The sequence below is a fragment of the Bradyrhizobium sp. AZCC 1610 genome, from assembly GCF_036924515.1.
GTDB lineage: Bacteria > Pseudomonadota > Alphaproteobacteria > Rhizobiales > Xanthobacteraceae > Bradyrhizobium.
The window spans coordinates 5,034,751-5,061,468 of the sequence record NZ_JAZHRR010000001.1; the positions used below are offsets into that span (position 1 = coordinate 5,034,751).

Annotated in this window: 21 protein-coding genes; 16 read left to right on the plus strand and 5 right to left on the minus strand. The window is 64.0% G+C overall.

The genetic code is table 11. From position 1 onward, the window contains the following. Positions 1-92: 92 nt before the first annotated feature. A complete protein-coding gene (locus tag V1279_RS24890; RefSeq protein WP_334441262.1) occupies positions 93-3,566 on the minus strand; it encodes an indolepyruvate ferredoxin oxidoreductase family protein in 3,474 nt (1,157 codons plus the stop codon). Between the two features lie 187 nt (positions 3,567-3,753). Here V1279_RS24890 and V1279_RS24895 point away from each other — a divergent pair, with 187 nt between their 5' ends. The 4 genes from V1279_RS24895 to V1279_RS24910 all read left to right on the plus strand — a co-directional run bounded on the left by V1279_RS24895 (position 3,754) and on the right by V1279_RS24910 (position 6,627). Then, positions 3,754-4,695, plus strand: coding sequence for a hypothetical protein (locus V1279_RS24895; RefSeq protein WP_334441264.1), 942 nt, complete (start codon positions 3,754-3,756; stop codon positions 4,693-4,695). 40 nt (positions 4,696-4,735) lie between these two features. Further along, positions 4,736-5,290 (plus strand): carboxymuconolactone decarboxylase family protein, encoded by a 555-nt coding sequence (locus tag V1279_RS24900; RefSeq protein WP_334441266.1) that lies wholly within the window; start codon positions 4,736-4,738, stop codon positions 5,288-5,290. A gap of 1 nt (position 5,291) precedes the next feature. Beyond that, the gene (locus V1279_RS24905) at positions 5,292-6,092 is read left to right on the plus strand and encodes an SDR family NAD(P)-dependent oxidoreductase (protein ID WP_334441268.1); all 801 of its coding nucleotides are present in this window, start codon (positions 5,292-5,294) and stop codon (positions 6,090-6,092) included. 310 nt (positions 6,093-6,402) lie between these two features. Next, on the plus strand, positions 6,403-6,627 hold the full coding sequence (locus V1279_RS24910; protein WP_334441270.1) for a hypothetical protein: 225 nt from the start codon (positions 6,403-6,405) through the stop codon (positions 6,625-6,627). Between the two features lie 156 nt (positions 6,628-6,783). On the opposite strand, the gene V1279_RS24915 is transcribed toward V1279_RS24910, so the two are convergent. The 3 genes from V1279_RS24915 to V1279_RS24925 are packed head-to-tail and all read right to left on the minus strand — an operon-like array spanning position 6,784 to position 9,710. Further along, positions 6,784-7,167: a cupin domain-containing protein gene (locus V1279_RS24915; RefSeq protein WP_334441272.1), complete on the minus strand. Its 384-nt coding sequence runs from the start codon at positions 7,165-7,167 to the stop codon at positions 6,784-6,786. A 17-nt stretch (positions 7,168-7,184) separates the two neighbouring features. After that, positions 7,185-7,889: an SDR family oxidoreductase gene (locus V1279_RS24920; RefSeq protein WP_334441274.1), complete on the minus strand. Its 705-nt coding sequence runs from the start codon at positions 7,887-7,889 to the stop codon at positions 7,185-7,187. Between the two features lie 21 nt (positions 7,890-7,910). Further along, a complete protein-coding gene (locus V1279_RS24925) occupies positions 7,911-9,710 on the minus strand; it encodes a thiamine pyrophosphate-binding protein (protein WP_334441276.1) in 1,800 nt (599 codons plus the stop codon). A gap of 211 nt (positions 9,711-9,921) precedes the next feature. Here V1279_RS24925 and V1279_RS24930 point away from each other — a divergent pair, with 211 nt between their 5' ends. The 5 genes from V1279_RS24930 to V1279_RS24950 all read left to right on the plus strand — a co-directional run bounded on the left by V1279_RS24930 (position 9,922) and on the right by V1279_RS24950 (position 16,425). Further along, positions 9,922-10,830, plus strand: a complete 909-nt coding sequence (locus V1279_RS24930) for an IclR family transcriptional regulator (protein WP_334441279.1) — start codon at positions 9,922-9,924, stop codon at positions 10,828-10,830. Between the two features lie 178 nt (positions 10,831-11,008). Next, positions 11,009-12,253, plus strand: coding sequence for an ABC transporter substrate-binding protein (locus V1279_RS24935; RefSeq protein WP_334441280.1), 1,245 nt, complete (start codon positions 11,009-11,011; stop codon positions 12,251-12,253). Between the two features lie 217 nt (positions 12,254-12,470). Next, positions 12,471-13,346: a branched-chain amino acid ABC transporter permease gene (locus V1279_RS24940; protein ID WP_334441282.1), complete on the plus strand. Its 876-nt coding sequence runs from the start codon at positions 12,471-12,473 to the stop codon at positions 13,344-13,346. Continuing rightward, positions 13,343-15,877 carry a branched-chain amino acid ABC transporter ATP-binding protein/permease gene (locus V1279_RS24945; protein WP_334441285.1) on the plus strand — a complete coding sequence of 845 codons (2,535 nt, stop codon included), beginning with the start codon at positions 13,343-13,345 and terminating at the stop codon, positions 15,875-15,877. The genes V1279_RS24940 and V1279_RS24945 overlap by 4 nt, the downstream gene beginning before the upstream one ends. Before the next feature lie 71 nt (positions 15,878-15,948). Next, a complete protein-coding gene (locus V1279_RS24950) occupies positions 15,949-16,425 on the plus strand; it encodes a Crp/Fnr family transcriptional regulator (RefSeq protein ID WP_334441288.1) in 477 nt (158 codons plus the stop codon). Positions 16,426-16,590: 165 nt separating this feature from the next. Here the strand turns inward: V1279_RS24950 and hemC are convergent, their stop codons facing one another. Next, positions 16,591-17,577 (minus strand): hydroxymethylbilane synthase, encoded by a 987-nt coding sequence (hemC, locus tag V1279_RS24955; protein ID WP_334446566.1) that lies wholly within the window; start codon positions 17,575-17,577, stop codon positions 16,591-16,593. A 233-nt stretch (positions 17,578-17,810) separates the two neighbouring features. Between hemC and V1279_RS24960 the strand changes: the two genes are divergently transcribed. The 7 genes from V1279_RS24960 to V1279_RS24990 all read left to right on the plus strand — a co-directional run bounded on the left by V1279_RS24960 (position 17,811) and on the right by V1279_RS24990 (position 26,531). Beyond that, a complete protein-coding gene (locus V1279_RS24960) occupies positions 17,811-19,058 on the plus strand; it encodes a multidrug effflux MFS transporter (RefSeq protein WP_334441291.1) in 1,248 nt (415 codons plus the stop codon). Positions 19,059-19,183: 125 nt separating this feature from the next. Further along, positions 19,184-20,602: a M20 family metallopeptidase gene (locus V1279_RS24965; RefSeq protein ID WP_334441294.1), complete on the plus strand. Its 1,419-nt coding sequence runs from the start codon at positions 19,184-19,186 to the stop codon at positions 20,600-20,602. 308 nt (positions 20,603-20,910) lie between these two features. Next, positions 20,911-22,701: a peptide ABC transporter substrate-binding protein gene (locus tag V1279_RS24970; RefSeq protein WP_334441297.1), complete on the plus strand. Its 1,791-nt coding sequence runs from the start codon at positions 20,911-20,913 to the stop codon at positions 22,699-22,701. Between the two features lie 27 nt (positions 22,702-22,728). Then, positions 22,729-23,688: an ABC transporter permease gene (locus tag V1279_RS24975; protein WP_334441303.1), complete on the plus strand. Its 960-nt coding sequence runs from the start codon at positions 22,729-22,731 to the stop codon at positions 23,686-23,688. Then, complete coding sequence (locus V1279_RS24980; RefSeq protein WP_334441305.1) at positions 23,654-24,574, plus strand: ABC transporter permease; 921 nt, start codon at positions 23,654-23,656, stop codon at positions 24,572-24,574. The genes V1279_RS24975 and V1279_RS24980 overlap by 35 nt, the downstream gene beginning before the upstream one ends. Beyond that, the gene (locus V1279_RS24985; protein ID WP_334441307.1) at positions 24,574-25,566 is read left to right on the plus strand and encodes an ABC transporter ATP-binding protein; all 993 of its coding nucleotides are present in this window, start codon (positions 24,574-24,576) and stop codon (positions 25,564-25,566) included. Before V1279_RS24980 ends, V1279_RS24985 begins: the two co-directional genes overlap by 1 nt. After that, positions 25,563-26,531, plus strand: coding sequence for an ABC transporter ATP-binding protein (locus V1279_RS24990; RefSeq protein WP_334441309.1), 969 nt, complete (start codon positions 25,563-25,565; stop codon positions 26,529-26,531). Before V1279_RS24985 ends, V1279_RS24990 begins: the two co-directional genes overlap by 4 nt. Positions 26,532-26,718 lie beyond the last annotated feature (187 nt).

The window sequence follows — 26,718 nt, forward strand, 5'->3', positions numbered from 1 at the left end:
AGCCGGCCAGACAATTCCAGCTGTTCCCGCCCTCAAGGTTACTGGTGAGCGATCCCGACCGTGAAGAAGTTCACGTGCCGGATTAACTGCCCCTACTCGGCTGCCTGCGCCACCGGCTGGCCGATCGCGGCTTCCAGGCGCGCGCATTCTCCGCGGAACTTCGCGACATTGGCTTCCTTGACATGGCCGTAGCCGCGAACGAGTTCCGCGGACTTCGCCAGCGCCACCAGACGCGGCCAGTCATGCGGCTTCGCCTTGTCGAGATGGCGGAAGATCATTGCGGAATACTCGCCCGGCAAGGCCCGCTCCGTCCGCCGTTCGGCCGTGTAGCCGAACGGATCGAATGCGGTGCCGCGCAGGAACTTGAACCGCGTCAGGAGTTCGAAGGCGCGGAAGATCCAGCCGCCGAACTCGCGCTTGCGCAAATGGCCGGTCGCCCTGTCGCGCGAAGCCAGCAGCGGCGGCGCGAGGCTGACCTTGACGCTCGCGTCGCCGTCGAACTGTTCCTTCAGCACCCTGGCAAACTCGCCATCGGAATAAAGCCGGGCGACTTCGTACTCGTCCTTGTAGGCCATCAGCTTGAACAGGCCCTTTGCAAAGGCCTCGGTGAGGTCATGCGAACCGGGCGAGCCTTTTGCTTCGGCGGTGCGAACGCGCTCGACTTCCGTCAGGTAGTGCTTCGAATAGGCCTCATTCTGGTACTCGGTCAGGAATTTTGCGCGGAACGCGATGCTCTCGTCGAGCGTGCGCTTGACCGGTACCGCACCCGAACTCTTGAAGCGCGCGGCGCTGACGACGCGCGGCAGATCGTGCGCGGCGAGCCGCCCCCAGGAGAACGCCAGCTTGTTCATCTCGATCGCGGCGCCATTGAGGTCGATCGCCTTCATGATCGCCTCCAGCGAAAGGGGTATCGCGCCGCGCTGGAACGCGAAACCAAGCATGAAGGCGTTGGTGGCGATGCTGTCGCCCATCAGCGCGGTGGCAAGCCCGGTCGCGTCCAGAATGTCGAGATCGGAGGCGCTGATGGCCTCGTTGAGCGACTCGCGCATCGTCCCCGCCTCGAAATCGATATCGGGATTAATGACGAAGCTCGCCGTCGGCAACAGGTCGGCATTGACGATCGCGCGTGTCACGCCGCGCTCGGCCCGGCTCAACGCCGGAATGCTGGTGGCGACGACAATGTCGCAGCCGAGGATGAGGTTGGCGCCGCCGGGTGCGATGCGGACGGTTGAGAGGTCGTCAGCCTCGGGCGCGATGCGGACGTGGCTCATGACCGCGCCGTTCTTCTGCGAGAGCCCTGTGAAATCGAGCGTCGAGCACGCCAGGCCCTCGACATGGGCTGCCATGCCGAGCAGCGCGCCGATGGTAATGACGCCGGTGCCGCCGATCCCGGTAACGAGGATGTTGTAGGCGCCATCGAGCGCAGGCGTGGCCGGCAGCGGCAGATCGGCGAACAGCGCGGACGGATCGGCCGCGGTACGATCGGCCTTCCTCAGTTTGCCGCCGTGCACGGTGACAAAACTCGGGCAAAAGCCCTCGATGCAGGAAAAGTCCTTGTTGCAGTTCGACTGGTCGATCCGCCGCTTGCGGCCGAACTCGGTCTCCAGAGGCTGCACGGAGACGCAGTTGGAAACAGCCGAGCAATCGCCGCAGCCTTCGCAGACACGCTCGTTGATGAAGACGCGCTTCGGCGGATCCGGATAGAGCCCGCGCTTGCGGCGGCGGCGCTTCTCCGCCGCACAGGTCTGGTCGTAGATCAGGACGGTCAGGCCCTTGACCTCGCGCAGTTCCTTTTGCACCGCGTCGAGTTCGCGGCGATGATGAACGGTCGCGCCTGCCGGGAAGTAATTGCTGGGATATTTCTCCGGATCGTCGGAGACGATGACGAGGCGCTTCGCCCCTTCCGCCGAAACCTGGTGCGCGATCTGCGACACCGTCAGCCCGCCCTCGGCCGGTTGGCCGCCGGTCATCGCCACCGCGTCATTATAGAGGATCTTGTAGGTGATGTTGACGCCGGAAGCCGCCGCCGCGCGGATCGCCAGCAGGCCGGAATGGGTGTAGGTGCCATCGCCCAGATTCTGGAACACGTGTTGTTCGCTGGTGAACGGCGCCTGCCCGATCCAGCTGACGCCTTCCGCGCCCATATGCGAGATCGTCTGCGTGCGGCGGTTCGGCACCGACAGCGCCATGCCGTGACAGCCGATGCCGGCCATGGCGCGGCTGCCCTCGGGGATCTTGGTCGAGGTGTTGTGCGGACAGCCCGAACAGAAATACGGCGTGCGCTGCAGTTTGGCGGCGCCAATGCCCTCCGCCGGCCGGTCGAACGCTTCGAGCTTCGCAAGACGCTGCTCCAGCGCCGGGCTGCGATGGCCGAGTTTGCGCAACCGCGCGACCACCGCCGCAGCGACCATGGTCGGCGTCAGTTCGCCCTCGCTCGGCAATAGCATCGCACCGCTCTCGTCGCGCTTGCCGACCACGGAGGGTCGCTTCGAGGCATCCACATTGTAGAGAATGCGAAGGAGCTGATCCTCGATGAAACCGCGCTTCTCCTCGACCACAAGAACATCCTGCAAACCTTCGGCGAACGCCTTTGCTCCGGATTCCTCCAGCGGCCAGGTCAGCGCGACCTTGTAGATGCGAAGTCCCAGCGCCTGCGCCTCGGCGTCTGATATCCCGAGATCGGCCAGCGCCTGCCGGAGATCGAGATAGGCCTTGCCGGTCGCCATGATGCCGAGCCGCGCCGGCTTCGAATCCAGCACGATGCGGTCGAAGCGGTTGACACGCGTGAACGCCGCCACCGCCTGCATCTTCGGGCCGTGCAGCCGCCGCTCCTGCTCCAGCGGTCCATCCGGCCAGCGGATCGAAAGCCCGCCCGGCGGCATTTCGAAATCATCGGGCAAAATGATCTTGATGCGATCGGGATCGCTGACGATCGAGGCCGAGCTTTCAACGGTTTCGGAAATCGCCTTGAAGCCGACCCAGCAACTTGAGTAGCGCGACAGCGCAAAGCCCAAAATGCCGAGATCGAGATAATCCTGCAGCGTTGCCGGGTTGACCACCGGCATCAATGCTGCGGCAAACACCTGCTCGCTCTGATGGGCCAGCGTGGAGGACTGGCAGCCATGGTCGTCGCCGGCGAGCGCAATCACGCCGCCATTCGGCGAGGTGCCGGCGGAGTTGGCGTGCTTGAGCGCATCGACGGAACGATCGACGCCGGGGCCCTTGCCGTACCAGATGCCGAATACGCCATCGACCTTGGCGCCGGGGAACATGCCGACCTGCTGGCTGCCCCACACCGCCGTTGCCGCCAGATCCTCATTGAGGCCCGGTGCGAACTCGATGTCATGCTGCTTGAGGAAGGATTTCGCGCGCCACAGCGCGTGGTCGTACATGCCGAGCGGCGAGCCGCGGTATCCGGAGATGAAGCCTGCGGTGTTGAGTCCCGCTGCGCGGTCGCGTTCGCGCTGCAACATCGGAAGGCGGACCAGCGCCTGCGTACCGGACAGAAAAATCCTTTTCGCATCCAGACGATACTTGTCGTCCAGACCAACTTCCATCAATGCCATTCGTCCGCTCCCCGTCGCGCGTTCCGCCGGTTATTTGAACCGGTCTAATTGCGAACAGAATGCACCGGTTTTGCTATGCGTGCCCAGCGTGAATCCATGGCCGCATGGCATATCTCGCCCGTCTTGTGGATCGCTCTTGCCGAAATCCGCCTTCTTTGAAACGCTTGGGAGTAAAGGGAGACCAGGGATGACAGAAGCGGCGTTCACGACCGAGATATTGGAAAGCGGCAATCTGCTGGTGGGGCCATGGCGGAGCCCCAGGCAGATGCTTCACGCGCAGGTCTACGACTCCCACGCCTCGATCCACGACGATGCGACCGCGCAAAAGCTCGGGTTTCAGGGCGGCACCATCGAGGGCCCGACCCATTTCAGCCAGTTCGCGCCGTTGTGCGAGCGGATCTGGGGCCAGGCCTGGTTCGAGACCGGATGCCTGTCGGCGCATTACCGCAACCCCGCCTTCGAGGGCGAGGAAGTGCAGGCCAATATCGAACAGCCGAAGCCGGGACAGACGATCTGCGCGATCGGCATGACCAAGCGCGACGGCACCGAAATTCTGCGCGGCACCGCTTCCGTCGGCGACGTGACAGAAACCGCGTTAAGCCGGCGGCTCGGTGAACTCAAGCCCCTCGCCGATCCCGTCATTCTCGCCGACCTCAAGGTCGGCATGAAGACACCGCGGCAGACGGTCAGAATGGATTTCGACCAGCACATGGGCGACCTCTATCCGTTTTCGCTTGAGCAGAAACTGAAGGTCATCACCGAGCCCTCGGCGTACTACTCGCAGGAGCTCAATCCCTGGGGTCGCGCCATCATCCCCATGGAGATGCTGAGCGTGCTGTTTCAATACCGCGCCCGCGAGGACCGGCTGCCGATCCGCGGACCCGCGGTCGGACTGTTCGCCGATCAGGAAATCCGCCTGCTCCGCGGCCCATTATTCGCAGGTGAGAGCTACGCGACCGAGCGCGAAGTGGTCGCGCTCAGCGGCAGCCGCCGCACCGAGAGCGTGTGGGTGCGCACGACGGTGTTCGGAGTCGACGACGCGCCGGTCGCCACCATGTTGCTGAACATGGCGAGCATCAAGGACTCCTACGCCAATTACGATCAGGAGCACAAAGCGCTCTATGGCTAGATGAGCCTGATCGGCTATCGCCAACAAGGACAACAACAAAATGGCCCGCCTGCCCTATCTCGAAGCCGATCAGGTTGCTCCTGAGTACCGCGACATGCTCAAGCGCAACACGAACCTGCACAAGCTGTTGGTGAACTCGCCGGACATGGCGCGCGCCTTCAACGGCGTCGGCGGCTACATCCGCTTCAAGAGCAAGCTCGACCCGCGCCTGCGTGAACTCGCGATCCTCCAGGTCGGCTGGATGGAGAAATCGGAGTACGAGTTCACCCATCACGTGAAGATCGGCAAGGAGTTCGGCGTTACCGACGACGATATCGAAGGCCTGATGGCCGAGACCGAGGGCAAGCCCTCCAAGCTCGAGCCGCTGGCAAAAGCGATTTTGCGCGGCGCCCGTGAGATGGTGCGGGAACTGGCGATGTCGGAGGCGACCTTTGCCGAGATCAAGAAGCAACTCTCCGACGAGCACATGGTCGACCTCGTGCTCACCATCGCCTTCTACTGCGCTGTGGTGCGCGTGCTGGCGACGATGAAGATCGACAACGAGCCCTATTACAAAGAGGTACTGCAACAGTACCCGATCCCGGGAGTGGAATGAGATGCGCCTGAAAGATCGTGTCGCCATCGTCGTCGGCGCCGGCCAGAGCCCGGGCGAAGGCATTGGCAACGGCCGCGCCACCGCGCTGACCTTTGCGCGCGAAGGCGCCAGGGTGTTGTGCGTCGATCACAATCTGGCCTCCGCCCAAGAGACGGTCGACCTGATCGCCGCCAAGGATGGCACCGCGGCGGCGTTCAAGGCCGACGTCACCAAAAATGCCGACCTCAAGGCGATGGTGGAGGATGCGAAAGGACGCTGGGGCCGCATCGATATTCTGCACAATAATGTCGGCGTCAGCCTGTCCGGCGGCGACGCCGAACTGCTCGACATATCGGAGGAAGCGTTCGACCGCTGCGTCGCGATCAACCTGAAGAGCTGCGTGTGGGCCGCCAAGCACGTGATCCCGATCATGCGGGCGCAAAAAAGCGGCGCGATCATCAATATCTCGTCGATGGCCGCGATCACGACCTATCCTTACGTGGCCTACAAGGCGACCAAGTCGGCGATGATCGCCTTCACCGAGCAGCTCGCCTACCAGAACGCGCAATATGGCATCCGCGCCAACGTCATCCTGCCGGGGCTGATGAATACGCCGATGGCGGTCGACACCCGCGCGCGCGAGTTCAAGAAGAGCCGCGCCGAAGTCGAGGCCGAACGCGATGCCAAGGTGCCGCTGCGCCACAAGATGGGCACCGGCTGGGACGTCGCCAACGCCGCGCTATTTCTCGCATCCGATGAAGCGAGTTTTATTACCGGCGTGACACTGCCGGTCGATGGCGGAGCGAGTGTGCAGCGGGGATAGACCGCTGCGCCCGACAGCCGTGTTCCTACGGGGCCACCCGTTTACCTTTGGTTAGTAACTTTCTCTTAAGGGTTGCGGCGATCGGGCGGTTTTTTCGACGCGCCCCTGCTCACGCGACCTGCGCCAGCGTAATTTGTTTTTGGCCGCCCGCGTGATTCGACAACATCGACCAATTCCAATGACACGATGATGTGACAGCGCATCGTCGCTTGTCGAAATACCGACTCGTTGCGGTCGCACGAACTTCACGTGCGCTCGCTATCACGCGCCACAAGAATTGTGGCAAGCGCTGCAAGAATGCCGAGGTACCATGAACGAAGAATTCGACTATGAGCTGACGCCGTCCCAGTGGGAAGCATTGAAGGCATTGCGCACGCCTGCTTCGCGGCTGCCGCGCATGAGCCACTACACGATCGACGGCCTGATCGCGCTCGAACTCGCCACCATGAACGGCGATGCGCCCGCCATTACGGCGAAGGGACGCAAGGTGCTGATTCGCGGCTCGTCGCTTTTGTTACAGGATCTGGCGGCGTGATGCCTCCGTGTCCCGGACGCAGTGCAGCGTGCAAACGCTGCTCCGCAGAGCCGGGACCCACGGCCGCGGTGTATGACCCCGGTTCTGCAGCGCACCGCCGGAGTCGCGCGAAGCGCGATCCCGAACGCGCTGCGCTGCGCCCGGGGAACGTAGCCCTCACACCGGCTTTTCGTCGTCCGTCACCGGCGAGGTGATCACCAAAAACACCAGATCCACCAGCCCCGAATTCGAGATCGCGTGTTCGACGCCGGGCGGCAGGAAGATGAAGTCGTGCTTGCGGACGACGTGGTTCTTCCCCGCGATCTCCATCAGCCCCTCGCCTTCGAGCACGTGATAGATCTGCTCCTGCACGCGATGCTTGTGGCGCGCGACATGCGCCATCGGCTGGTACATCGAGATCCGGTAGTCGATGTGACGGGAGCCCGCCGTCTCCGGCATGACAAGCGGTTTTGACAGCGCGCCGCCGAAATGATTGGGGAATTCCCGCCACGGCACTTCAGCGATGTTGCGGACGAAGGCGCCGTTGTTTTCTGAAGCCATGATGCTTCCTCCACCGGTCAGATGACGAGCGCCCCGCCATCGATATAGACGATCGATCCCGTGGTAAAACCGTTCGCCATGAAACCGAGGATTTGCCGCGCGATATCCTCAGCCACGCCGACGCGGCCGACCGGCAACGCGGCTGCCGTCTTCGCCAGCATGTCGCGCCGCGCCTCTTCCGGCATCGCGGCGCGGATCGGGGTATCGATGATGCCGGGCGAGACCGCGTTGACGCGCACCGGCGCCAGTTCGAGCGCCAGCGCCCGGGCCAGCGATTCCAGCGCGCCGTTGGCGGCGCTGACGATCGCCGAATTCGGCCGTGGCCGAACGCTGAGGAAGCCCGACACCAGCGTCAGCGAGCCGCCGGGGCGAATCTCGGCCTGCTGCGCAACGCGCCAGGCGCCCCAGAACTTGCCTTCCATGGTCGCGCGGACATCTTCCATCGCCACCGTCTTGAATGGACCGGTGCGAAGTTGCGCCGCCGTGACTACGACGTGATCCACGGGGCCGCAACGGCGGAACAGCGCGGCGACGCTATCATCGCTGGTAACGTCGGCGGGGATCGCGATCGCTTTCAGCTTCTCGGCCACCTTGTCGAGCCGCTCCACGTTTCGCGACGCAAGAATGATATCGGCGCCTTCGCGCTTCGCCATCTCCGCGGTCGCAAGACCGATACCGGAGGAACCACCGACGATCACAACTTTCTTGCCTGCAAGCAACATGGGATTCCCCTCAGCGTGAGATCAGGCTGGCTGAAAACGCGTGCCGATGCCGGCCTTGCTCTGGCCGAGCCCGGGCAATTCCCAGACCCCGGCGCCGACCGGATTGATGTCGGCGGCGATATCGACATCGATTAGATAGGGCCTGTTCGCCGCGATGCCCTTGCGGATGGCTTCGCCGAGATCGCCGGCGCGATCGACGCGCACGCCCTCGACGCCGCAGGAGCGCGCCATCGCGGCAAAATCCGGATTGTAGCGCTCGCCGGTGTTGGGATCGTGGAAATCGGTCGCTAGCTCACGCCCGCCGAGGTAGCCGCGCTGCAGTCCGCGGATCGAGGCATAGGCGTAATTGTTCCAGACCACCCAGACCACGGGCAGATTGTATTCGACCGCCGTGCCCAGCACATTGGCGTGCATGAAGAACGCGCCGTCGCCGCACACCGACACGCAGGGCCGGTCGGGCGCGGCAAACTTCGCACCCATCACGCCGGCGACGCCAAAGCCCATCGGGCCGAACCCCATCGAGCCGATCAACGAATCCGGCCGCCGCGGCTTGCAGAAGCCGAGCAGCCAGTTGTGGTGCACGCCGATGTCGCTGACGAGGATCGCATTCTCAGGCAGCGCCTTGTCGATTTCGAGCGCGGCGCGCTGCGGATTGATCGGGGTGGTGTCGTCGGAGAATCCGGGCGCGACGAACTTGTCCCATTCCTGTCGGTAGGTATCGATCTGCAAAAGCCACTTCTTGCGGGCATCGGCCTTTTTGGTGAGGTCCGCGCGGCGATCGAGTTCGGCGTGCACTTGGCGCAGGAAGGTGCGCACATCGGCCATCAGGCCGAGCGCCACAGGATAATTGCGGCCAATCTCCTCGGGATCGATATCGACGTGAATCAGCCGCGTCGGCGGAATGGTGAAGGAATATCCCGGGATCCACGAGCTCGACGTGCGATCGTCGAACCGCATCCCCATCGCCAGCAGAACATCCGCCTGACGCGTCGCGTGATTGGCCTGATAATGCCCGGCGCGTGCGACGAGACCCAGCGCCAGCGGATGGCTGCAATCGATCGCGCCAAGGCCGCTTGCGGAAGCCGCGACCGGGATCTGCAGCCGCTCGGCAAGCTTCAGTAATTCTTCCGCCGCGCCGCCATAGCGCACACCCTGCCCCACAATGATCGTCGGCCGCTCGGCGCCGAGCAGCATGTCGACGGCCTTGATCACGCCTTCCGGATCGGCGCCGCAGCGGCTCGATATGTTGGCGTTCCAGGCCTGCGCATTCGGCGCCTCCTCGGCCGCCGACTCCATGAAGACGTCAAAGGGCACGTCGAGCACGACCGGTCCGGGGCGGCCGGTCGTCATCGTCTTCCAGGCCTGCCGCACCGCCAGCGGCACCATCTCGCCGCGCGTCGGCTGAAACACCTTCTTGCACATCGTGCGCACGGTGGAGGGAAAATCGGCCTGATAATGCCGGTACATTTCCTGGAAGGCGCCGCGGTTGAACTGGCTGGTCGGCACGTTGCCGGTCACCGCCATGAACGGCACGGAGTCGAGGAAGGCATTGGCGAGCGAGATCGGCAGGTTCGCCGAGCCGGGCCCGCAGGACGTAAACGTCGCCGTCGGCCGCCCCGACACGCGGTAGTACACGTCGGCCATGAAGCCGGCGACGCTCTCGTGATGCACCGAGATGGTCTTGATATCGGCGGAGCGCTCATACAGCGCGTCGATGAACTGGATGTTGCCGTGGCCGCACAGGCCGAACACCTGCGGCACCTTCTCCTGGATCAGATAGTCGACGATGACCTGGGCGCCGTTGAGCATGTTACGCGACATCGTTTCACTCTCTCCCTGCAGCTCAACGAATTCGCCTCCGCGTCTTGGCTCGCGCGGCCGGCGATGGGGGTCCGAACCTATTTCTCATAATACTGTACGTCAATTGCTATTGTGGTATGATGCGGATTGCGCCCCGCGCGATGCGGGGCGCTGTTGCCGGGCGAGGACGGCCTGATAGAGTTCGCCTCGCCCACCCTGGAGAGTTGATTCCGTGAAACCGCGCACCAAGCCGAAGACGAGCGACAAGCCGGCCACATCGAGCAAGGTTTCGATCGGCAAGGTTTCGATCACAAGGCTGGTGCCATCGAGCGAGCCCAACATCGACGACGAGGCCGAGGAGCGCGCGCGCGGCGGCGTGCAGTCGCTGGGCCGCGCCTTTTCGATCATCGAGGAAGTGGCGCGTCACCGCGAAGGCATCGGGCTTGCCGACCTCAGCAAGCGGGTGGGCCTGCATAATTCCACCACCTTCCACCTCGCCAAGACGCTGGTCTCGCTCGGCTATCTCAGGCAGGAGCGCGATTCAAAACGCTACCGCGTCGGCCGGCCGCTGTTTGCGCTCGCGGCAAGCGCGCTCGACGAAATCGAGATGGTGAATCTGGCGACGCCGGTGCTGGAAGACTTGTCGCGCGAAACCGGCGAAAGCGGCCATTTTGCCGTGCGGATGGGCGATGCGGTGGTCGTGATTGCCCGCACCAGCGGACCCGGCGCGTTCCAGTTGACCGACCGCGTCGGCGTGGTGCGCCCGGCGCATTGCACCGCGCTCGGCAAGATCATGCTGGCCTCGTTGCGCCCGGATCAGTTGAAGCGCTTTCTCGAACGCGTCGAACTGAAGCCGTCGACCAAGAAATCGATCACCGACCCCGCCGTGCTCCTGCGCGATATCGCCGAGATCCGCCGCAGTGCGATCGCCTTCGACGACGGCGAATTCAATGCGGAAGTCCGCTGCGTCGCCGTGCCGGTCTATAATTTCACCGGCGAAGTGATCGGCGCGCTCGGCATCTCCGGCCCGATCTGGCGCATGACGGACCAGGTGCTGCAGAGCCGCGCCAAGCTGGTGCAATCGGCCGCCGGTCGGCTGTCCGCCGAATTCGGCGCGCGGGATCTCGCGAAATCCTCCTGATCCGATCCAGCTAAAATCCTCTTCCTAGCGGCTTGAACGCGGCTGCGACGCATTTGGCGTTGACAGGAGCCATTGCGTCCGGAAATATCCTACAACAATAAAAGAACGCCTCTCACATTGTCGCATAGGCGGGAATCGGCGGGAGGACGTCGCGACGTATCTCGGGAGGAGACCAGTGATGACCCGCTACAGCCGACGTACTCTGTTGAAGGCCGGCGCCGCCTTTGCCGGCGCCTCCGTGATCGGATCTCCGTCCACCCTCAGCGCACAGGCCACGCGAATAAAGATCGGCCATCTGGTGCCGCTGACCGGCTTCCTCGGCGCGATCGGCAGCTACGCCCAACTCGGCGTGAAGATGGCAGCGGAGGAGATCAACGCGTCCGGCGGCATCATGGGCAAACAGATCGACCTGATGTCGGAAGACTCGGTCAATCCCGCCACCGCCTCCACCAAGGCGCAGCGAATGATCGAGCAGGACGGCGCGGTGCTGTTGTTCGGCGAAATCTCGTCCGCCTCGTCGCTGACCATCATGCAGGTCGCTGAGCGCAACAAGAAGGTGTTCTTCTCGACCGGCGCGCGCTCCGACGCGCTGCGCGGCAAGGATTGCAACCGCTACTCCTTCCACTGCGACATTCCGAACACCGTGATGGTCAACGCCGTCGGCACCGCGCTCAAGCAGAAGGGCATGGTGAAGGGCAAGAAGTTCGTCACGCTGACGGCGGACTACATTTTCGGCCACGACCTGCTGAAGGCCGCCAAAGCCTTCTTCAGCGCCAATGACGCCACCCTGATCGGCGACGAGTTGATCGCGACCGATGTCACCGACTTCAGCCCGTATCTGCTGAAGGTCCGGCAGGCCAAGCCCGACGTCGTGTGTTGCAACCTCGCCGGCAACCAGGTCACCAACCTGGTCAAGCAGTATGCCGAGTTCGGCTTCCCCTATCCCCTGGTCGGTTTCAACCTCAACACCGGCGACGCCTGGGCGATGGGCGAAGGCAATCTCAGCGGCACCTGGCCGACGGTCTGGTATCACACGCTCGACAATCCGGCCTCGAAGGCCTTCGTCGAGGCGTTCAGCAAGAAATATGGCAAGCCGCCGGAGAACCATGCCTGGATCGAATACATCACGCTGAAAATGATCGCGCAGGCGATCACCGAGACCAAGTCGACCGAGAGCGATGCGCTGGTCGCCTATTTCGAGAAGCAGACGCAGTTCGACATCATGAAGGCGCGCAAGGCCTATTTCCGCTCCTGGGACCATCAGCTGGTGCAGGAGGCCTATCCGTTCACCGTAAAACCGAAGAACGAGATGAAGGACAAGTGGGACATGCTCGTGCTCGGCGAAGCCGTGCCGGCTGCGGGCGCCGAGCTGGAATCGATCTACCCGACGAAGACGCAAAATCCCTGCAACATGAAGGCATAGAGCATGATCCGGAAAAGTGGAGACCGGTTTTCCCTCGCGACAAACGCGGAACGCGTTTGCGCGGAGATCATGCTCCAAACAAAAACCTAGAGCGGGATAAGTTATCCCGCTCTAGAAGCCCGAATCCGGGCGTCGGGCACACTGGCGTTGCGGCGCCGGCACACAACAGCCGGCGCCGTCTCTTTTTCAAAGCGCGTTTCAAGGTCGCGGATCGCACATGCAGTTCGGATTTCTGCTGCAGCAGGTGGTGAATGGCCTGGTGCTCGGGGGCTATTACCTCCTGATTGCGCTTGGTCTCTCGCTGATCTTCAGCGTCGGCGGCATCGTCAATCTCGCCCACGGCGCGTTCTATGCGCTCGGCGCCTACATCTCTGTCGAGATCACAAAATATCTCGGCTTCGGCTCGGCAGTGGTGCTGTCGCCGATCGCCGTCGCGCTGCTTGGTATTCTCTTCGAACGCTTCATCCTGCGCCGGTTCTACGACGCCGATCCGATCCTGAGCCTGTTGGTGACGTTCGCCCTCGCCATGGTCACCGAACAGGCGATCCGGATCACCTGGGGCGCGCCGCCGATCTCGGCTGCAATCCCGCAAGGCCTTCGCGGCTCGGTCTTTCTCGGCGACTTTCTGTTCTCGCGCTATCGCCTCTTGATCCTCGCCGTCGTCGCCGCGGTCCTCATCGGCGTCTGGTTGCTGCTGCACAAGACCTCGTTCGGCCGCGTCGTGCGCGCCGGCATCCAGCGACCGGACATGGTGGCCGCACTCGGCATCCGCCTGCAGCCCTACATGACCGCGATCGTCATGCTCGGCGTCGGCATGGCCGCGCTCGGCGGCGCGTTCTTTGCGCCGATCACGATCGTGCATCCCGCCATGGGCGCCGAGATCATCACGGTCGCCTTTGTCGTGGTCGTCATCGGCGGCCTCGGCAGTTTCTGGGGCGTGGTCATCGCAGCGCTTCTGGTCGGTGTCGTCAGAGGCATCACCATCCATTTCGCGCCAGCGGCCGGCGAAGCCTCGATCTACGTGCTGATGTTCCTGGTGCTGCTGGTGCGGCCACGCGGGCTCTTGGGCGAACGTATCGAGAAGTTCGAATGACAAGCACCGCCGAAAAATATCGCCTGCTACTGCTGGCTGTGCTCGCCGTCGTCGCGCTGCCGTTCGGCCTCTATCTGCTCGGGCTGTCGCTCAACACCGGCACCATGGTGGTGGCGCTCGCCATTGCCGCGATGGGACTCAATCTCTGCATCGGGTATACGGGCCTCGTCTCGTTCGGCCACGGCGCGTGGTTCGGTATCGGCGCCTATGCGGCCGGGCTGATCCAGCGCAACTGGTTTGGCGGCGACATCTTGCTGCCGCTGCTGCTGGCGGCCGTTGTCGTCGCAATCATCTCCACCTTCGTCGGCTTCGTCATCCTGCGCCGGCGCGGCGTCTATTTCTCGTTGTTGACGCTGGCGCTGTCGGCGCTGGCCTACACGATCGCCTTCCGCTGGACCGCCGTGACCGGCGGCGAGGACGGCCTCGGCGGGTTGAAACGGGGCAGCATCGGGCCGCTCAGCCTCGACAATGCGCTGAACTACTACATCGTCGTCTCGGTGCTCTGCCTCGGCGTGCTCTATCTGCTGCTGCGGCTGGTGCGTTCGCCGTTCGGCCATGTGCTGATGGCGATCCGCGAGAACCAGCAGCGCGCCACGTCTCAGGGCTATCCGGTCGAGCGCTACAAGCTCGGGGTCTTCGTGATCTCGGCCGTGGTCACCGGCTTTGCCGGCGGGCTGATCGGCTTCCAGAACTACCTCGTCTCCGCCGAAGCGGTCTCGGTGCCGTTCTCCGGCGAACTGCTCGCGATCGTCGTGATCGGCGGCATGCGCAGCATGCTGGGGCCGGCGATCGGCGCGCTGTTCTTCATCCTGTTCCGCGAACTGTTTTCGATCTGGACACCGAACTGGCTGCTGTGGTTCGGCCTCGTCTTCGTCGCCTTCGTGCTGTATTCGCCGGGCGGCCTCGTCGGCATCTGGGCGACACTGGTAAAGCGCTGGTGGCCGCCGCCGGAAGAAGCGGCTGCGATGAGCAAGCGCAAAATCTACGAAGGCCTGCCGCTGCCGGCCTTCCTGCTGCCGAAAGGGCTCGACGGCACCGTGCTGGACGTGCGCGGCGTCTCAAAAGCCTTCGGCGGCATCCGCGCCGTCGCCAATGCGAGCCTGCAAGTTGGCGCCGGCGAAATCCATGCCTTGATCGGGCCGAACGGCGCGGGAAAAACCACGCTGTTCAATCTGGTCTCCGGGCTGTACTCGACCGACAGCGGCACCATCAAGCTGAACGGCCGAGAGATCCAGGGCGTGCCGTCGGAGGCGATCTGCCACCAGGGGCTGGCCCGCTCGTTCCAGATCACCAATTTGTTCAAGGGGCTGTCGATCTACGAAAACCTGCGGCTGTCGCTGCAGGCGCAGAACGCCGGGCGCTTCAACCTCTGGCGCGACATCGACCATTACAGGGAGATCCACGCCGAGACCGCGGAGCTGATCAAGTTCCTCGGCCTCGAAGGCATCGAGACCATCGAGGGCGGCGAACTGTCCTATGGCGGGCAGCGGCTGGTCGATCTCGGCATCGCGCTCGGCTCCAAGCCGCAGGTGCTGCTGCTGGACGAGCCGCTGGCGGGCCTTGCCGCCGCCGAGCGCGAGCGCGTGTCGAACCTCGTCAAAAACATCGCCGCCAACATTCCGGTCCTGATCGTCGAGCATGACATCGATCGCGTGCTCGGCTTCTCCCGCACCGTCACGGTGATGAACCAGGGCGAAGTGCTGATGACGGGCACGCCCGAGGCCGTGCGCGCCGACCGCAGGGTGCAGGAGATCTATACCGGCACCGGCGTACCCGAGGTCGAGCACGCCAGCAGCGAACGCATCGGCGCGAGCACTGCGCCTGTTCTGCGCTTCAAGCGCGTCAACACTTTCTACGGCAAGAGTCACATCCTGCACGACGCCACGCTCGACGTGCGCGAGGGCGAGATCGTCGCCCTGCTCGGCCGCAACGGCGCGGGAAAGTCGACGCTGTTGAAGACGCTCGCGGGTCTCGTGCCGCTGTCGTCGGGCAGAATCGAATATGTCGGCGCCGATATTTCCCGCCTGCCCGCGCCCGACATTGCGCGCGCCGGCATCGGCTATGTGCCGCAGGGCCGCGGCCTGTTCGCGGGCATGACGGTCAGGGAAAATCTCTCGCTCGGGCGGCTGGCGCGCAACACCGACGGCAGCAACGGCGTGGTGTGGGACGAAGCCCAGATCCTCGAATACTTTCCGCGCCTGCGCGAGCGCATGGACGTCGCTGCCGATTATCTCTCCGGCGGCGAACAGCAGATGGTGGCGGTGGCGCGGGCGATGTCGGGCAACGTCAAACTCTTGCTGCTCGACGAACCCTTTGAGGGACTGGCGCCGACGGTGATCCTCGACCTGTTCAAGGTGTTCGACAAACTCCGGCAGCACATCTCCATCGTGATCGTCGAACATAATCTCGATCTGGTGCTGGCGCTGGCCGACCGCGTCTTCGCGCTGGAGCGCGGCGCGGTGTTTCATCAGGGGCCGGCGCGACCGCTGCTGACCGATCTGGAATACCGCAAGAAGATTTTGTGGCTGTGACGCTCACCTCGGCCGGCCGCGAAACAAGGTTCCGAACTTGCCGCTGCCGGGAGCGAGAGTATATTGGATCGATGGCTGTCAGCTCGCCCGATCTGAAGGCATTCTTGCTCACCACACCCTTCTTCGGTGGCCTCTCAGACGCAAGCCTCGATCTCCTGGCTTCAATGCTGGTCGAGCGCCGTTTCGACGCCGGCGCCACGATTGTCGCGGAAGGAGAACCGGGGCGCTCGATGTTCATCGTTCACTCGGGCCAGCTCGCGGTGAGCAAGCTCGGCGATCTGGGGCGCACAATTCGGATAACGAACCTCGAGCCCGGCGATTTCTTCGGCGAAATGACGCTCATCGAAATGCAGAACCGGTCAGCCACCGTCGTCGCGGAGAGCCCAACGGTACTGTACGAGCTCACGGCCCGAAACCTCTACACATACTACAAGGCCGACATCCACGCCTATGTGATAGTGATGCAGAATATCAACCGCGAACTTTGCCGGCGACTCCGCCGCGCCGACAGTCGCATTGCCGAGCTGACCATTCAGGTGGATCGATGATAGCAGGCGTTCGAATCGCTCGTTGCTCACCGATCTCGAATATCGCAAGAAGATTTTCATGGCTGTAGATTCGCCGCCGTGTCCCGCCGCAGCATGGACCCCGGATCAGCAGCGCACCACGCCGCAAAGTGCGGCGCACTGCGCAGCATCCGGGGAACGCGTCCCTCACGAAAGCAGCGAATCTTCCGCAGGCCGTGTGCGCGCGATAATCTCGGCTGCGCCGTTGTCCAACAACTCCAGGCCGACGGCGCGGCCGAGTTCGCGGGGCCGGTCCGCGGCGCCGTGCCGCGACACCTCGATGAAGCGGTCGCCGGTTTCATCGAGCACCGCTGCGGTCAGCGTCATCTCGCTGCTCGCAAGCGTGGCGTGGCCGGCGATCGGCGAGTTGCAATGGCCGTTCAACACCCACAGCACCTCGCGCTCGGCCTCGGCGCAGAGGCGCGAGGCGGCGTCCTCGATCTTCGCCAACCGCCCGCGCGTCAGCCAATCGTTCTCGACGCATTCGACCGCGACGATGCCCTGCCCCACTGCTGGCAGCATTTCGCGAACCGAAAAGTCATGGACGATACGTGAAGCCATGCCGATCCGCTCGAGCCCCGACCGCGCCATCACCAGTGCATCCGCAGGCCCCACCTCGCCGCCGTCGGGAAGCCGCTGCTTGTCGCCGCGATCGAGTTTTGCCACTCGCGTATCGGCCGCGCCGCGGAAATGGATCACGGCCGCTTCCGGAAACAGCCGGCGCAGATAGGCGGCGCGGCGCACTGCATTGGTGCCGATCTTGAAGCCCTTGCCTTTCGACGCGCGAAATACATCGAGCGAAAGGCCCGGACGCAGCACCAGTGCGTCGTTGGCGGCGTCGCGCGGCAGCGTCGCGGCGATGATCAGGCCGGGCGTCTCCTCATTGCCGGGAACGTCCTTCAGCGAATGCATCGCCGCCTGCAATTGCCCGCCGCGCATGGCTTCGCGTATTTCGGCGACAAAGGCGCCGCCCTTGCCGCCATGGCGCAGCAGTTTGCTGGTCTGGTCCTGGTCGCCGCGGGTTTCGAACCTGACGATCTCGACGTCGAGCGCGGAATCGGCCGCCCGCAACAGCCGCGCGATCCCTTCCGTCTGCGCCAGCGCCATCGCGCTCTTGCGCGTGCCGATCTTCAAGGTCTGTCCCGACACAAGGTCTCCGAAAGCAGTCAAGGGCTGAAGTTTTCGAGCGTTACGGGATAGAGCAAGCCGCCCACCAGAACAATGACTTTGGCCCCGACGGAACAGGCTTTCCGCCCGTTACGGCAAGGCTCCGCTGCAGGCCAGCCTGCCGCCGGCCTGCCATTCCAAAACGCCGATTGTGCGTCGCAACAAAATCGATAGAGTGCCCGCCTCAAGAGGGTTTTTCGTTGTCCGACACCAGTGCCGATGCCTTGGCCGCTTCAGGCCACCGCCCGATGGGCTTCCCCGAATTCGTCATCGCGATCGCCTCGATCATGGCGCTGAATCCGCTTGCGATGGACATGATGCTGCCGGCGCTGCCGGACATCGCGTCCGCCTTCCACATCACGTCAGCCAACCGGCCGCAGATGGTGCTGTCGATCTTTCTGGTCGGCTTCGGCGTCGGCCAGTTCGTGATGGGCCCGCTGTCCGACCGGTTCGGGCGGCGCCCGATCCTGCTCGGCGGCATGGCCGTCTATTGTATCGCCAGCCTGCTTGCGATCGCAGCCCCCTCCTTCGAGACGCTGCTGCTGGCGCGCGCGCTGCAGGGCCTCTGCACCTCGGCCACCCGTGTGATCGCGACCTCCATCGTCCGCGACTGCTACGCCGGCCGGCGCATGGCGAGCGTGATGTCGCTGGCGATGATGGTGTTCATTGCCGTGCCCGTCATTGCCCCGGCATTCGGCCAGGCCGTGCTGATGCTGACGCAATGGCGCGGCATCTTCATCGTGCTGATGCTGTATGGCGTGGTGGCGCTGGTCTGGAGTGCGCTGCGCATGCCGGAGACACTGCCTGTCGCCAAGCGGAGGTCGCTCGCCATCGGCGCCGTGTTCGATGCTTTCCGCCAGACCGTGACCAATCGCCAGACGCTGGGTTATGCGCTGGCGGCCGGCGGAGTATTGGGCTCGCTGTTCGCCTTCGTATTCATCTCGCAGCAGGTGTTCACCGGCATCTACCAGCTCGGACATTATTTTCCGGTTGCGTTTGCCGGTGTCGCCGTCGGAACCGCGATCGCTGGGTTCGTCAATTCCCGCCTCGTCGGCCGCCTCGGCATGCGCGTGCTCTCCCACAGCGCGCTGATCGGCTTCGTGGTCATCGCCGCAACTATGCTGGTGGCGGCAAAAATGCAGATGCTGCCCTTGCCGCTGTTCATGGTGCTCTCGGTATCGATGATGTTTGCGTTCGGCTTGATGATCGCCAATTTCACCGCGCTCGCCATGGAGCCGCAGGGCCATATCGCCGGCACCGCCGCGTCGCTGTACGGCTCGATCACCACCCTGCTTGCCATCGGCATCGGCGCCACCATCGGCCAGGATTACGACGGCACGCTGGTGCCGTTCGCGACCGGCTTCCTGCTTTGCACGCTGGCCGCGCTCGCCGTGGTGCTGGTGGTGGAGAAAGGCCAGCTGTTCCAGCCGCATGGCATAAAGGTGTGATCGCCCCATCTGGTTTGCGCCCCGACCCGGCCGCATGGCTGAATGTCCGCCCGGCGCTGGCGTCGTTTTGCGAAGCTGATTACAATTCCTCAGCTCACATCGCCTTCAGAATTGGAAATCGGAAGATGGATAACCGCAGTAACATCTGGCGTGGCGTCGACACTATCAAGCCGCGCTTTGTCGACTTGGCCGACCGGGTCTGGGCGATGCCCGAGGTCTGCTACACCGAAGCGCGCTCTTCCGCCGAACATCTGGCCGAGCTGCGCCATCAGGGTTTCCGCATCACCGAGCAGGTCGCCGGCATTCCCACCGCCGTGATGGGGGAATGGGGCGACGGCGGGCCGGTGATCGCCTTCCTTGGCGAATACGACGCGCTGCCCGGCCTCAGCCAGGAAGCCGGCGTGGCGGAGCCACGGCCGCTGGAGGCCGGCGGCCATGGCCATGGTTGCGGCCACAATCTGCTCGGTTCGGCCGCGCTCCTGGCAGCCACGGCCGTGAAGGACTGGCTCGCCGACCACAAGGTGCCGGGGCGCGTACGCTATTACGGCTGCCCTGCGGAAGAAGGCGGCGCGGCGAAGGCGTTCATGGTGCGCGACGGCGCCTTCGACGACGCCGACATCGCGATCACCTGGCACCCGTCGAGCTTCTGGGAAGTCGTGGTGACGCCCTCGCTCGCCAACACGCGCGCCGACTTCATCTTCACCGGGCGCACCTCGCATGCTGCCGCCTCGCCGCATCTCGGCCGCAGCGCGCTCGATGCGGTCGAGCTGATGAATGTCGGCGTGAACTACATGCGCGAGCACATGCCGAGCGCCGCCCGCGTCCATTATGCCCTGCTCGACACCGGCGGCATCGCCCCCAACGTGGTGCAGGCCCACGCCCGCGTCCGCTATTCGATCCGCGACCGCGACCTGCCCGGCATGAACGAACTGGTGGAGCGGGTCCACAAGATCGCGCAGGGCGCGGCGCTGATGACCGAAACCAAGGTGGAGATGAAGATCATTTCCGCCGTCTCCAATCTGTTGCCGAACACCCCGCTTGAAGCAGCGCTTCACGGCGTCATGGAAGAACTCGGTCCGCCGCATTTCGATGACACAGACAAGGATTTCGCGCAGCAGATCCGCTCCACGCTGACGGAGAAGGATATCGCAACCGTCTATCACTCGATCGGCATGGAGCCGACCGACCGGCCGCTGGCCGATTTCATCGTCCCGCTGGATGCCAAACGTAACCCGCAAATCGGCTCGACCGACGTCGGCGACGTGAGCTGGGTCGTGCCGACCGTTCAGGTCCACGCCCCGACCGTTGCCATCGGCACCCCGTTCCACACCTGGCAGGTGGTGGCGCAGGGCAAGAGCCCGCACGCCCACAAGGCCATGGTGCAGGCCGCCAAGGCCATGGCGGCACTCGGCGTCAGGGCGCTGACGGAACCGGACCTGATCGCCGCCGCCAAGGCCGACCTGAAAAAGCGCACCGCCCGCACCCCCTATGTCAGCCCGCTGCCGGACAGCGTCGCGCCCCCGCTGGACATGTCGCTGATCTGACCTGACCCGGCCTAAAACGGACTTGGCACCAGACCTGGCACCAGCCGCCTGGCGAATAAATTTTTTGCACTCCGTGGGGCATTTAACCGCGCTTTGGCGTGCCAAGGCCGCCGGATTGCCAAAGCGATGTGCGGCGCAGCATGTTTCTGCCCAAGCAAAATATCATCGCCGCTTCGCCATCCTGCGGATTGTCGATCTGGGGGCGTTGACCTCCAGGGCATTTGATGTGCCATCTTACAGGTGGGACACCCGACGCTGCCGCCCGGCGGCGCGCCGCAACAAAACACCAGAACCAGACGGGGACAACGATGCTGGACACCGAACTGCGAACCATGATCGACGAGGTGAAGGACGGGCGCATGGATCGCCGCGGCTTCGTTCAGCGCATGCTTGCCTTCGGTCTCACCGCGCCCATGGCCACGCAGATACTCGCCATCGGCGGTGTGGCAATGGCGCAGAGTCCCACTCCTTACAAGCCGACCAAGCGCGGCGGCGGCGGCCCGCTTAAACTGCTGTGGTGGCAGGGACCGACCCTGCTCAATCCGCATTTTGCCACCGGCACCAAGGACCAGGACGGCTCGCGCCTGTTCTATGAGCCGCTGGCGAGCTGGGATTCCGCCGGCAACCTCAACCCAATTCTGGCGGCGGAAATTCCGTCGATTCAGAACGGCGGTCTCACTGCCGACGGCAAGTCGGTGACCTGGAAGCTCAAGCCAGGCGTCAAATGGCATGACGGCAAGCCGTTCACCGCCGACGACGTCGTGTTCAACTGGGAATACGCCCGCGATCCCGCCACCTCGGCGCTAACCATCGGCGTTTACCAGGACATCACCGTCGAAAAGGTTGATGATCTCACCGTCCGCATCCTGTTCAAGAACCCCACCCCGTTCTGGGCCGATGCCTTTGTCGCGGTGGTCGGCTGCATCCTGCCCAAGCATCTGTTTGCAGATTACAAAGGCGCCAAATCCCGCGAGGCTCCGAACAATCTCAAGCCCGTCGGCACCGGTCCTTACAAGTTCGTCGAGTTCAAGCCGGGCGACCTCGTGCGCGGGGAAATCAATCCTGACTACCACATGCCGAACCGCCCCTACTTCGATACGATCGAGATCAAGGGCGGCGGAGACGCCGTCTCGGCGGCGCGCGCGGTGATTCAGACCGGCGAATATGACTATGCCTGGAACATGCAGGTGGAAGACGATGTCCTGCTGCGCCTGGAGAAGGGCGGCAAGGGTAAGACCGTCTACTCGACGGGCGGCGATATCGAGTTCATTGCGCTGAACTTCACGGATCCCAACACCGAGATCGACGGCGAACGTTCCTCAATCAAGACCAAGCATCCCCTGCTCTCCAATCCGGCCGTTCGCAAGGCGCTGGCGCTCCTCGTCGACCGCGATGCCATTCAAAAGCACATCTACGGTCGCGCCGGACGTACCACCGCCAGCTTCCTCAACGGTCCGGAACAGTTCGTCTCCAGGAACACGAAATGGGAGTTCTCAATCGAGAAGGCGACCCAACTGCTGGAGGAGGCCGGATGGAAAGTCGGGGCCGACGGCATCCGGGAGAAGGACGGCAAAAAACTGAAACTGCTGTACCAGACCGCGATCAACGGCCCACGCCAGAAGACCCAGGCGATCGTCAAACAGGCCTGCCAGAAGGCCGGCATCGACGTCGAATTGAAATCGGTCGTGGCCTCGGTCTTTTTCTCCTCGGATGTCGCCAATCCAGACACGTATTCCAAATTCTATGCCGACATCGAAATGTTCCAGATTCCGATGACCCAGCCCGACCCGGCCCAGCATATGCGGCGCTTTCATTCGCGCTTCGTGGCCACCAAGGAAAACAAGTGGCAGGGCAGGAATTTCCCGCGCTGGGTCAACAAAGAGTTTGACGCTGCGATCGACGCGGCCGAGGCTGAAGTCGATCCGGTCAAGCGGGCCGCGTTCTACATCAAGGCCAACGACGTCATGTGGCAGGACACGGTGGTCATCCCGGTGATGCACCGCCTGAAGGTCGGCGCCGCAACCAACTCGCTGCGCCCGGTGCTCAGCGGCTGGACCAACGACACCGACAATATCCAGGACTGGTACCGAGAGACCTGATAGCCAGCGTTAGGCGGATCGTTTCTCATGCGTCAGTATATCCTGCGTCGCCTCCTGATCGCGGTTCCGAGCCTGCTCGGCATTTCGCTTGTGCTGTTCATCGTGCTGGCGCTGGCGCCCGGCGATCCCTTCAGCGAGCTCGCGACCAATCCCAACGTGCCGCCCGAAGTAGCGGCGGCGCTTCGGACCAAGTTCGGCCTCGACGATCCGGTCTACCTCCGCTACCTGCACTGGCTCGCGGCCATGCTGCAGGGCGACTGGGGATTTTCCTTCGTCAGCCGGATGAACGTCGACACGCTCATCCTGCAGCGCCTGCCGGCGACGCTCTATGTGATCGGCTCGGCGCAACTGCTCGCGCTCACGATCGCGATACCGGTCGGGGTCTATGCCGCGACGAGGCCCTACTCGATCTTCGACCAGATCGCCAACACGCTCGCCTTTATCGGCTTTTCGCTGCCGACTTTCTTCACCGGCCTTTTGTTCATCCTGATCTTCTCGATCACGCTGGACTGGTTGCCTTTCGTCTACACCACCGACATCAAGGCGACCGGCTTCCGCTGGATGATCGAACAGGTTCGGCAGGCCATCATGCCGGTGATGGTGCTCGCCCTGTTTCAGGCGGCCTCCATGACACGCTTCGTGCGCTCGGCCATGCTGGACGTAATCCGCCTCGACTACGTCACCACCGCCCGCGCCAAGGGCCTCGGGCAGACAAGAGTGATCGTCAAGCACGCGATGCGCAACGCCATGATCCCGGTCGTCACCCTGGTCGCGCTGCAGATGCCCGCCGTGTTCGGCGGCGCCATCGTCACCGAGCAGATCTTTCGCATTCCGGGCATCGGCTCGCTCTTGATCTCCTCCATCCTCTCCAACGACACGCCGGTCGTGATGGCCGTGACGTTCGTCTTCGCCTGTCTTGTCGTGCTCTTCAACCTGATCGCGGATGTCCTTTATGGCTGGCTTGACCCTCGCATCTCCCTCCGCTGAGCGGCGGCCGGCCTGGTCGCCCTGGCGCGAGACCTGGCGGCGCTATCGCCGCCACAAGCTCGCCGTGGTCAGCGCGGTCCTGCTGCTCGTCCTGATCGTGTCGGTGGTGTTCGGTCCCTTCGTCTGGCGCGTCAGCATCAACGACATCGATTTCAGCGCGCGCCTCGAAGGCCCCTCGCTCGCCCATCCCTTCGGAACCGACGATCTCGGACAGGATATTCTGGCCCGCATGATCTATGGCGGACGGATATCGCTTGCGGTCGGCCTTGCCGCGATGGCGGTCGCCGTCATCGTCGGCACGGTAATCGGGGCGCTCGCCGGCATGTCGCGCGGCGCGCTCGGACATGCGCTGATGTGGCTCACTGACCTGTTCCTCTCGCTGCCGCAACTGCCGCTGCTGCTGCTCCTCATCTATCTGTTCCGCGACGGGCTCAAGGCCGCCTTCGGCCCCGAGGGCGGCATCTTCATTCTCATCGTGCTCGTCATCGGCGGCCTGCGCTGGATGCCGGTCGCCCGCCTGGTGCGTGCGCAATTCCTCTCGCTGCGCGAAAAGGATTTTGTCGAAGCCGCCCGCGCGCTCGGCGCCAGTCCGCTGCGGCAGGTGGTACGTCATATCCTGCCCAACGCGCTGGGACCGGTGATCATTGCGGGCACCATCGACGTCGCCGCCGCCATCATCGCGGAATCGACCTTGTCCTTTCTCGGCCTGGGCTTCCCGCCCGACGTTCCGACCTGGGGCCGGCTGCTGTTCGACGCCAAGGACTTTCTCGACATCGCCGCCCACTGGGCGCTGTTTCCGGGCGGCGCCATCTTCGTCGCGGTCGTCGCCATCAACTTCATCGGCGACGGAATGCGCGATGCGCTCGATGCAAGGCGGGTGATCTGATGGCGCCGCTGCTCGAGATCAAGGGCCTGAAGACCCACTTTGCCACCGACGACGGCATGCTAAGGGCCGTCGACGGCGTCGACATCGCGCTCAACAAGGGCGAGACGCTCTGCGTGGTCGGCGAATCCGGCTGCGGCAAGACCGTCACGGCGATGTCGATCCTCAAGCTGATCGCGATGCCGCCGGGCCGCATCGTCGAAGGCCAGATCCTGTTCGAGGGCCGCGATCTCGTGCCGCTCACGAGCAGCGAGCTGGACGACATCAGGGCCAAGCAGATCGGCTTCATCTTCCAGGAGCCGATGACCTCGCTCAACCCGGTGCTGTCGATCGGCGAGCAGATCGCCGAAAGCCTGCGCCGCCATGAGGGACTGTCGAAAAAGGAAGCCCTGGCCCGCACGGTGGAGATGCTGAAGCTGGTGCAGATTCCCAATGCCGAAGGCCGCGTGCATGATTATCCGCACCAGTTCTCGGGCGGCATGCGCCAGCGCGTCATGATCGCCATGGCGCTGGCCTGCAAGCCCAAGCTCGTCATCGCCGACGAGCCGACCACCGCGCTCGACGTCACCATCCAGGCGCAGATCCTCGATTTGTTGCAGGACATGAAGGAACGCTTCGGCATGGCGGTCATGCTGATCACCCACGCCATGGGCGTGGTCGCCGAGACCGCGCAGCGCGTCGTCGTCATGTATGCCGGCAAGGTGGTGGAAGAGGCCGATGTCGACAGCCTGTTCGCAAGCCCGCGCCATCCGTACACGCAAGGGTTAATCCGCTCGATCCCGCGCATCGACCTCGACAGCGCGCGCAAGACCCGGCTGGAAACGATCGGCGGCACCGTGCCGATGCTGATCAATCCCGCGCCCGGCTGCCGCTTCGCACCGCGCTGCCGCCACGCCTTTGGTCTTTGCTCCAAACAGGAACCGGTTCTGCGCGAGGTCGCACCGGGCCATCGCATGGCCTGTCACCTCGGAGAGACGCAGGGAGCGAGCTCATGAGCGAACCCCTGCTGCGCGTCACCGGTTTGAAGAAGCATTTTTCCGTCAAGAGCGGCCTGTTCTCGCGCGAAGTTGGGCGCGTTCACGCGGTGGACGGCGTGTCGTTTGCGGTCAACCGCGGCGAAACGCTCGGACTGGTCGGCGAATCCGGCTGCGGCAAGTCGACCACGGCGCGCTGCGTGCTGCGCCTCGTCGAGCCCAGCGAAGGCGAGATCGTCTTTGACGGTCGCGACGTGCGCGGTCTATCCGGCGGCGACCTGCGCGCGATGCGGCGCAACATGCAGATCGTGTTCCAGGACCCGTTTGCCTCGCTCAATCCGCGCATGACCGTCGCTGCGATCCTTGGCGAAGCCTTCACCATCCACGAGCTCGCCTCTTCGGCCAGCGAGCGGGACGACCGTGTGGCGAGCCTGCTCGTCAAGGTCGGACTGAAGGCCGAGCACATGCGCCGCTACCCGCACGAATTTTCCGGCGGCCAGCGCCAGCGCATCGGGATTGCGCGCGCGCTCGCGGTGGAGCCGAAGTTCATCGTGTGCGACGAGCCGGTTTCCGCGCTCGACGTCTCGATTCAGGCGCAGGTGATCAATCTGTTGGAGGATCTGCAGGCCGAACTCAACCTGACCTATTTGTTCGTCGCCCACGATCTCTCCGTGGTGGAGCATATTTCCGACCGCGTGGCGGTGATGTATCTCGGGCGCATCGTCGAACTGGCCAGTGCGAGCGATCTCTACCGCCATCCGCAGCACCCCTACACCCAGGCGCTGCTCTCCGCCGTGCCGGTGCCGGACCCCAAGGTGAAGCGCAAGCGGATCCGCCTGCAAGGCGACGTGCCGAGCCCGATAAACCCGCCGCGCGGCTGTCATTTTCACACCCGCTGCCCGATCGCCGAGCCCCGCTGCCGGGAAAGCGCGCCCGAACTGAAGCAAGGCAGCGATGGGCATTTCGTGGCCTGTCACCTGAGCTGATCGTACTGCCAGGCACTGTCGGGTTCCGTACAGACAGCGGCGGGGGTCAGGTTTTAGCTTGGGCACATGCCGGGACAGCATGGGGATCGGCGCGCCCCGGCATAGAACGGCCCCAGCGGACCCTAGCCCCTGAAGCTGGGGCCGTTCTTTGACCGGCCGCTTTTTGAAACAGGCCACTGTTAGCTGC